The 9,175-nt window shown below is 37.8% G+C and carries 8 protein-coding genes; 4 read left to right on the forward strand and 4 right to left on the reverse strand.

Features of this window, described 5'->3' with window-relative positions; genetic code table 11:
• Positions 1-166 precede the first annotated feature (166 nt).
• Positions 167-2,080 (forward strand): heavy metal translocating P-type ATPase, encoded by a 1,914-nt coding sequence (locus GJB59_RS12965; protein ID WP_142830179.1) that lies wholly within the window; start codon positions 167-169, stop codon positions 2,078-2,080.
• Between the two features lie 190 nt (positions 2,081-2,270).
• Here the strand turns inward: GJB59_RS12965 and GJB59_RS12970 are convergent, their stop codons facing one another.
• From GJB59_RS12970 to GJB59_RS12980, 3 genes are all read right to left on the reverse strand, one after another.
• Positions 2,271-3,119 carry a cation diffusion facilitator family transporter gene (locus tag GJB59_RS12970; protein WP_142830181.1) on the reverse strand — a complete coding sequence of 283 codons (849 nt, stop codon included), beginning with the start codon at positions 3,117-3,119 and terminating at the stop codon, positions 2,271-2,273.
• A gap of 465 nt (positions 3,120-3,584) precedes the next feature.
• On the reverse strand, positions 3,585-4,550 hold the full coding sequence (locus GJB59_RS12975; RefSeq protein ID WP_142830183.1) for an arsenic resistance protein: 966 nt from the start codon (positions 4,548-4,550) through the stop codon (positions 3,585-3,587).
• A gap of 151 nt (positions 4,551-4,701) precedes the next feature.
• A complete protein-coding gene (locus tag GJB59_RS12980) occupies positions 4,702-4,995 on the reverse strand; it encodes a replication/maintenance protein RepL (RefSeq protein ID WP_142830185.1) in 294 nt (97 codons plus the stop codon).
• Between the two features lie 693 nt (positions 4,996-5,688).
• Here GJB59_RS12980 and GJB59_RS12985 point away from each other — a divergent pair.
• The gene (locus GJB59_RS12985) at positions 5,689-6,657 is read left to right on the forward strand and encodes a class F sortase (RefSeq protein ID WP_142830187.1); all 969 of its coding nucleotides are present in this window, start codon (positions 5,689-5,691) and stop codon (positions 6,655-6,657) included.
• A gap of 144 nt (positions 6,658-6,801) precedes the next feature.
• On the opposite strand, the gene GJB59_RS12990 is transcribed toward GJB59_RS12985, so the two are convergent.
• On the reverse strand, positions 6,802-7,431 hold the full coding sequence (locus GJB59_RS12990; protein ID WP_142830221.1) for a lytic transglycosylase domain-containing protein: 630 nt from the start codon (positions 7,429-7,431) through the stop codon (positions 6,802-6,804).
• A 375-nt stretch (positions 7,432-7,806) separates the two neighbouring features.
• Here GJB59_RS12990 and GJB59_RS12995 point away from each other — a divergent pair, with 375 nt between their 5' ends.
• Both GJB59_RS12995 and GJB59_RS13000 read left to right on the forward strand, forming a co-directional pair.
• Positions 7,807-8,349, forward strand: coding sequence for a recombinase family protein (locus tag GJB59_RS12995; RefSeq protein WP_142830189.1), 543 nt, complete (start codon positions 7,807-7,809; stop codon positions 8,347-8,349).
• Positions 8,350-8,380: 31 nt separating this feature from the next.
• The coding region (locus GJB59_RS13000) for an LTA synthase family protein (RefSeq protein ID WP_369122943.1) at positions 8,381-9,175 on the forward strand (795 nt) is incomplete at its 3' end.

Consider the following 9,175-nt stretch of genomic DNA (forward strand, 5'->3'; position numbering starts at 1 on the left):
AACGATTGATCAGTTGTGCGTTAGATTATTAAACATTAATTCAACTTATATAGAAGATATTACACGCCACTTTTTTTAGTTTAGAGGGAATAAGTCCACAAAATCTATGGACACAAACAATAAGTGTACGAAAACCAAAGAGACGACATTTAAAGAGGTGATAGAAATGGAGACAGTTAAAGAACAACAATCTCATGAAACACATAACCACGACCATGATCACGGAAAGATGCCCATTATTTTGTACTTCATTGGTTTAGCCCTAGCGCTTATTGCTTTATTTTTAAATGGAGAGTATACAATTACTAAGAACATTTTATTTTCAATTGCAACAATTAGTGCGGGCTATCATGTCATTCTTCTTGAAGGAATTGGAGAAACAGTTAAGAATACAAAAGCCAAAAATAAATTTACACCTAATTCCCACATTTTAATGGGATTAGCTGCACTTGGTGCTTCATTGATAGGGAATTTTTGGGAAGGAACGTTGCTGATTCTCATTTTTTCTGGTGCGCATTTTTTAGAAGATTATGCTGAAGGCAGAAGCAAACGAGAAATCACAAAATTACTTAAACTGAATCCAACGACTGCCAGAATGATCATTTCTGATGGCAATACAAAGATTGTTGATGTTAATGAATTAAAAGTGGGAGATCGACTTCAAGTATTGAATGGAGATCAAGTACCCATTGACGGAGTCATTTTATCTGGAAATACTTCCATTGATGAATCTTCTATCAATGGCGAAAGTATCCCTAAAGAAAAATCCAAAGGAGACGTGGTTTTTGGGAGTACGATTAATGGAACAGGTACTTTCACAATGGAAGTCTCAAAAGAAAATAAAGATACTGTCTTTTCAAAAATTTTACAACTAGTGAATCAAAATCAAAATAATCAAACAAAAGCCGCCAGTATTATACAGAAATTTGAACCGAAATACGTTACAGTTGTTTTAATGGCAATACCGCTCTTCATTTTACTCACTCCCATGATTTTAGATTGGACTTGGTCACAAAGTACTTATAGAGGATTAGTTCTTTTAGTCGCAGCTTCACCGTGTGCTCTAGCTGCAGCCACCGTATCCGTAACTTTGTCAGCCACTTCAAATCTAGCTAAAAGAGGCGTACTTTCAAAAGGAAGTTCCTATTTGTCTCAATTAGCCGGGATTCAAGCAATTGCCTTTGATAAAACGGGAACCTTAACGAAAGGAAAACCTGAAGTAACCAATTATTATTTTACTAATTCTGTAAACGAAGAAAATATTATTGATGTCGTAGTGGCTCTTGAAAAGGAATCCAACCACCCCTTAGCAGATGCTATTCTAAGAAAGTTTGAACAAAAAAATAAACTAGCTATTGAAGTAGAAAATCAAATCGGTAGAGGATTGACAGGAGATTACAAAGGTAAAAATTATCGAATAGGAAAGCCGACTTCTTTTGACGGTGTTTCAGATGAATATATTCATTTAAATAGTGAATGGGCGTCAGAAGGTAAGACAGTCGTATATGTAGCAGAAGATGATGAAGTCATTGGTCTGATTGGGCTAATGGATATTCCAAGTGAACATGCGAAAGAAACTATTGAGTATTTTAAAAAACTAGGTATACGCACTACTTTAATTACTGGTGATTCTGAAATGACCGGGAAGGCGGTTGCTGAACAGTTAGGACTGGATGAAGTTATCGCTAATGTTATGCCGGAAGACAAATCAAATATTATAGATCAACAAAAAGAAAACTATGGCATAACCGCTATGGTGGGCGATGGTGTAAATGATGCACCTGCTCTTGTGAAAGCAGATGTCGGAATTGCTATGGGAGATGGTACGGATGTTGCAGTAGATGTATCTGATCTAGTTTTAATGAAAAGCGATTTATCCAAATTAGTAAAAGCTCATCAGATTTCTTTAAAAATGAATCGTGTTATTTGGCAAAATATTATTTTCTCAATGGCAGTTGTAGCATTTCTAATTGTCGTAAGCTTAGTAGGATTAACGGATATAGCCATCAGCGTCATTATTCATGAAGGAAGTACATTGGTTGTAATTCTAAATGGGCTTCGTTTGTTAAAATCTAGATAATCTGGTCCAGACTTTTTTAAAATAGAATGTACTATAAAGTTTTTGTAAAAGTACTTTTTTACAAACTTATACAGACCAAAAGAGAGAAAAGAGGCTTTTAAATTTGCCCCTTTTCTCTCTTTTACTTAAGCAACTCCTAAAAAGCTATTGAAAGTTCCCTTAGAAATCACATACACTAAAAGGAAGGTTATTAGCGGTCTTTCCATTCCAGTTCAATGGCAGAATGGACAATCTTCAGGTCAGAAGTGGCCATTCTTACTTTTTCTTTTATAGCGGCTGAATCCGCAAGATTATCTCCCTCAACAGAAAGATATAGATTCAGTGCATTCTCTTCTCCGTCGATCGACCAAATGTTTAAATCCTGAACAGCTAACACCCCAGGAATTTTTTCGATTTTCGCCTGCATTTCTTCTATATTAATTCCCTCAGGTACGCCTTCCAACAAAATTTTCATGGTTTTAGTAAGGTTGCGCACAACGTTTACCAAAATAAACAGGGCAATTGCAAGAGATAAAATCGGGTCGAGGATGTGGATATCCTTGAACAACAGAACAATGCCGACAATCAGCACTGCCACCCACCCTAAGACATCTTCGAGCATATGCCAGGACAAGACTCCTTCATTTACTGATTTTCCTTTATGTAACTTGAAAGCTGCATAACCATTCAAAAGAACGCCTACAACGGCAAACCAAATCATCCCTTGGGCATTGGAATGTTCCGGATTAAACAGCAAAGGGATAGCCTGAGTAAAAATATAAATAGAGCCAGCAATCAAAACAGCTGCATTGATTAATGCGCCCAAAAGGGAAAAACGTTTATAGCCGAACGAAAACTTCTCATCCCCTTCTTTATTTGAAAAGTTTTGGAGAAACCAGGAAATCCCCAAAGCAATGGCATCTCCTAGATCATGAATGGCATCAGACATGATTGCGACGCTGTTAATTAAAAAGCCGCCAATGAGTTCTCCTATTGAAAATAGAAGGTTGATCACGAAAGCCAACTTGATGTTCTTAGTGGATTTATGAGCTTTTGCCATGATACGTCCCCCTTTCCTGGTTCAATTTCGATTGTAGAAAAATTACATGAATTCTACATACACTGCAGAATCATCTGCCCTCTTCGCTAAGTTCTTTCTGTCCTTTAGTCATCTATTCCCTGGAAACGTTATAATATGCATAGCCTTAATATGTGGCTAATCGCCCTTATGGCCGTGCTTACTCAACGTCTAATTAGGAAGCAGCATATAAAGAGGCACCAAAATAAACTTCGAAATCTCATTTTATTTGTCACGCTAAAGTTTGAAGTTAATTCTAACAAGGAAAGACTTAAAAATTGAAAAGAAACGACAGAGTAGCAGGCATCGCAGCTGCCCTTCCTTCTACAATTTCTCTTATTAACTATATAATTCGTTGTTACCGCTATTCTTCCGATACTAATCACTCATTTATTAATTTGAACTTATATTCTTTTCTAATCATTTCATGCTTCTGGTTAAGCGTTTCTACACATTCTCTTCTTTCCTTGTTTTCCTTAAGGAAAGAAGAAGTTGAGAGACAATGGCAAGTACAGGCAATTCAATAAGAGGCCCAATCACTAAAGCTAATGCAATTAGGGGCTGGTCCGGGAAAGCCACTACAGCAATGGCCAAAGAAACGGGGGAATTCCGGGCAATGATGGTAAGGCTAAGGCTCACTGTATCTTCGTATGAAAATTTCATGACTTTTCCCACTGTTTGTGCGACCACAAAGTTAACAACGAAGAAAAGTAGAACCGGCAGGATCAATATAGAAATAACTTCAAGATTGTTGATTAAGTACTTACCTTGTGATGCAAACATCGCTAGGATGGCCAAGGATAAAAAGAAAATTTGAGTCGTAGCGAAAAAAGGCACCAGCTTTTCATTTAAAAAAGCTTCCTTCTTTCTCAAGGTGTAGCGAGTCAAATGCGCAAGGGCGAATGGCAGGACCAGAACCAATAGAATACTTTCTCCAATGGTCGATAACGGGATGGATTCGATCGTACCGGCAAAAATAAACAGATAGACGGGCAAAAGCACTACCTGGAGGATTAAATTAATTGGCAAGACAGAAGTCGACAGCGGTACATTCCCTTTAGCAATGGATGTGAACATCAAATACCAGTCGGTACAAGGAGTGACCATTAACATAATGAATCCGATCCATATGGCAGGATGGTCGGCAAGGAAAATTGCCCCAAGTCCCCAAGCCAGTGTAGGTGTCCACAAAAAATTGATAATGGCACTTATATTCAAAAATGATCGTTTTTTGAATGCGTCCTTTAGATGCCGCAAAGGAATCGTCAGAAACAACCCATAAAGCATGAGCAATAAAAACGGAAGAATAAAGGATTCGGCATATTGTTCAAAAAAGATGAACTGGCCCAATAAAAGGCCAGCACCTACAGCCAATAAAATAATAACGGTTTGAAACTTCTCGAATACATTCATGATGACACTCCTTTTACAGTAGAGAGGAACGAGTTGTTGCAAAAGGGTGCTTGGTCCATTGCACCAATTGAAGTAGCGTTTGTATGCGAGAAGAGCTCGGATTTTCTACGAGACTCACTGAAACAATTGTAGGAAGAGGAGAGCTTCTTGCTTAGTTTCTCCATAACCCTATGATGCCGTTGCGTCGATAAATAATTTTTTTGTATTCGAGAATATTTAGTATTTTGATAAGTGTATAGGTGGGAATATTTAAATCAGAAGTCATCTCTTTAATTGTTTTAATCAAAACCTCGTCTGACGCAGAATTCTTCACGAAGTATTTCATAAATCTATCTCCACTAGTAACAATTTCTATGTTTTCATGAACCAAACAATTGCGAGCTTCTTTTAATATTTTAGGCTCTGTAAACAACACAGGTTGTTCGTTTCGGTTTTTCACAAACATAAAAAACCTCCTCTAATCCTTGAATTTCAAAATTTTTCGTATATTTTCTGAGAAAACAATGCTATACCTAAAATTGCCAATAAGACGAGGGTCTGTCTTGCACTAAAGAAGTAAATCAACTTTAATCTTCGCTACATCCTCTACCACCCACTGACTGTATTATTAATATATTTTAATGGCTCTTACAAAGCAACCACCTGTAAAAATAGGAACAATAAAATTCAATTTTTTATGTTTAGTTTTGGTCGTAAAAGTGCCGAACTATAAGATAAAGAAGTTGCCTAATGTCCAATTAAGACAGCTTTTCCTGTTATGGAAATGAGAAGGAAGTATCATTCTGGATCGCACCTTAGCCATTAAAAGGCAATAAAGGAAAGTCAAACGGGAGATTGGATTTTGATTACTGGGAAAGTCCATGAGAAATAGGACGAAACTATAAAAGTGATCTATTTGAGCATTTTCTCCGTTTTATTAGTGGGATTAATATTGATTTTTTTGGTAGAAGTACAAAGTTTCCAATTCAATTTTAAAGAATAAAATGCTTTACATAAAAACAGAAAGAAAATGGCAGTTCTAAAGCATTTCTCATATCTGTAAAAGCGTAATAAAATAATTGGTGTTTCCAGGATGAGAAATCTATAATAACCCATGCTTTAAGCATGCTTAATCCGAATTGAATTGGAGGAATGACAGTTGAAACAAGCTATCACGATGAGCATCGCATTACTATTATGTATCACATTGTTTTTTATCATAGAACCCTTGGCTGATAGACCAACTTTTGAAGAGGAAATTGAACAGATTGTTTTGCCTGAAGAAGAAGAAAAAACATCCACGGAAGAAAAAACATTTGGAAAATATACTGATAAAATTGGAGAGTTTCCCATCCTTCCAGAACAACAGAAGAAGCTTCAACAACTTCAAAGCGAACGGCAGCAGAGCATAAAAGGCATAGAGCCAACCCAGATTGAAATTCCATCAATCGGAGTGGACGCCGCTATAGAGCCAACAGGAATACTAGAGAACGGAGAAATGGGAGTACCAGAAGATGTAAATCAAGTGGGCTGGTTTGAACCTGGATATAAGGCAGGATCGCAAGGCCATGCGGTGCTTGCCGGACATGTCGACAGTCTGAATGGTCCAGCTGTTTTCTATGACTTGACCAAAGTAAAGATTGGAGAACTAGTGACTTTAACAGATACGGAAGGTCGGAAGATGATTTTTGAAGTGAAAGAAATTAATAGTTACCAAACAGATCAGGCTCCAGTAGAGGAGATCTTCGGGAAGTCAGACAAACGGATGCTTAATTTAATTACTTGTACGGGTAATTACAGCAGAGATATTGGCTCGTACGAAGAACGCCTGGTCATTTCAGCGGAGCTGGTTTCCGATTCGCAAGTGTCAGATGAATTGCCCGAACCACCTCTAAATACAAAAGTCTCCTCTTTCAATATTACGTGGCATGCGGTTCGCGATGCTGCAATTATCGGCTATCGCGTCTATGAAGAGGATGTAACAACGGGTGAAATGAAAAAAATTGAAAGTGTTTCTCTGTTTGACCGTAAGAATGTAAAAATCAATGCGACAGACAATAAACGTTATTACGTCACTTCAGTTGATGTTGACTTAAACGAATCACAGAAAATAGAAGCAAAAAAATAATCACCATACAAGGACTCAACTGAACATTGTAACTATGCTCAATCCAAGATACTTTTAAAAAAGTATTGGATTGAGTTTTTTATTCTTCTATTCCTAATCTTTCCTTTTTATCAATTTAATCAGTTGATGGTAGTTTCTACCTGATTATTGGCGCAACTCCTTTTCATATTTATTGTAGAAAAATAATACTTCCTCAACGTATTCTTCGCTCTGATTGTAGTCGAAAATAGCATGCTCTAAATCTCCTGTTGCAGCTCCATTTCGTGACAAATAATTAGCAGCACTGTATAACGCATCCGTTAAGTTATACGGATCAGCAACTCCGTCTCCATTTCCGTCAACACCATAGCCTCCATATTTCTCAATTATAGCTGGGTCTGTTTTTTCACTTTCACGGATTTCGCCTTGACCAAGTCCTGTACAGGTTGGATGTTCCCACCCCACAAATGTACAGGGCATAAATTGAAGATGCCCTTCCGCACCAACCGGCGACAAAAGTGGATCCATGTCCGAGAACTTTGTCTCAACACGATGATGAGCAGCGAGTAAAGTCCAAGGGATTTTATACTCGTCAGCAGCTTCTTGATAAAGTGGAATATATTTTTCCGGAATTTCTGGTTCAAATAGCTGATTTGTCACTTTTTCAAATGCTTCGTCGGGTTTTATTCCGCTAATCACCGTAAACGTGCCAGTTGTTACAACCATGAAGATAGCAGTAAGCAGCAGTAGTAAAATAGTCGGTCTTTTTTCTTGAACCTTTTGTCTTTTTTTCATTTTCGCTTTCACCTGCTTCACACCTAATCATAATTTATGCTTCAGTTTATCATATTTGGGAAATAGAGTAGATAAAATAAAAAAGCCTATTTTAACGAATATTTTTGATAAATACATAGATAAAGTCATTCGAATTGTTCGAAATATTTTTTTGCATCGTTCATTTCACAGTCAACGAACGTTTTGACGATTCATAATTTCTTTAAAGTAGGGGTATTTGTGTCTACTGGGCCAGTACGTCCTTTACTTCATTAAACCCGCGCTTTTTTCAATGGCATTAGTGTATCACTGCCATCCCAAAATGCACCTTTTTGGAACTTTTTTATTCATTGTATGCTATGATGGGTACAATCAATTATGTAAGGGGATTTTTAAGTGTTAATAGGATATGCAAGACCAAGCGCTGAAGATCCGAGTTCCCAAAACCAATTAGTACTTTTGAAAAATTCAGGGTGCACCGAGGTTTTTTTAGAAGAGCATATCTCTCCTAAAAATCGGATGCACCTTCATAATCTACTGGAAAAGACAGCGACTGGTGATCAGATCGTCGTTTCAAAACTTTACACATTTGCAGACTCCACCAGGCATTTAGTGGAGCTTTTGAATAAGCTCGAAACAAAAGGAGTATCCCTCCATTCGATACATGAAAACATTGAAACAAGTGGAGACAAAGAATATCCGTTTTCTAAAATTCTTCACTGCCTCGCTGATTTTCAACGTGACGCTCTTAGCGAGAAGACCAAAACTGGCCTGTCTGTAGCCAAAGAGAAAGGCGTCCTCTCAGGTCGCCCTCGGAAGCCAGATGAAAATGTAAAAAAAGCAATTGAAATGTATGACAGTAAACAATACAGGTTAGCTGAAATCAAGGAAAAGACCGGCATCAGTAAATCCACTTTGTACCGCTATTTGGAAAATTAATGCTTGGCGTTCCTTCAAAAGGAGATTTTACATGTCGGATAAAAAATGGTCCAAACACACGATACTGACAATCGCCATTATCGCCACCTGGTTAAAAACTTATATTGCTTATCAAATGGGATTCTCAATAACTATCGATAATTTCATGCAGGAAGTTATCTTTTTTCTCAGTCCGCTAAGTCTGCTTTTGTTCCTATATGGGCTATCGCTTTTCTTCAAGAAGCAAAAGAATAAAAATCGATATTTGCTGGCTATGACACTGATTACTTCCATTATTTTGTACGGCAATGTCGCTTTTTACCGATTTTTCAGCGATTTTATCACATTGCCGGTCTTGTTTCAGACGGACAATTTTGGAGATCTCGGCTCTAGTGCTGCTGCCACCATATACCCGATGGATATCCTCTATTTCAGTGATTTCATCTTGCTATTGGCAGCGGTCAAATGGCTGAAGCTCAGGGAAGAAAATAAAGAATCTACTAACAGCCATCGGAGAGCGTACTTCGTTCTTTCAGCGGCAGTCTTGTTCTTGAACCTTGGACTGGCTGAAGCAGAACGTCCTCAATTGCTGACCCGCAGTTTCGACCGGGAGATGCTTGTGAAGAACCTTGGCATATACAACTATCATTTATACGATATTTACGTTCAGTCCAGATCCCAAGCACAGCGGGCATTTGCAGATGGTTCCGAACTGACCGATGTCCACAACTATGTTCGGGCCAACCAAGTTGAACCGTCTGAAGAAATGTTTGGAATAGCAGAAGGCAAAAACTTAATTGTCGTAACTTTGGAATCGATGCAGAGCTTTACCATCAATGAGCAAATG

The sequence above is a fragment of the Planococcus soli genome (assembly GCF_016881065.1).
GTDB classification, from domain to species: Bacteria; Bacillota; Bacilli; order Bacillales_A; family Planococcaceae; genus Planococcus; species Planococcus soli.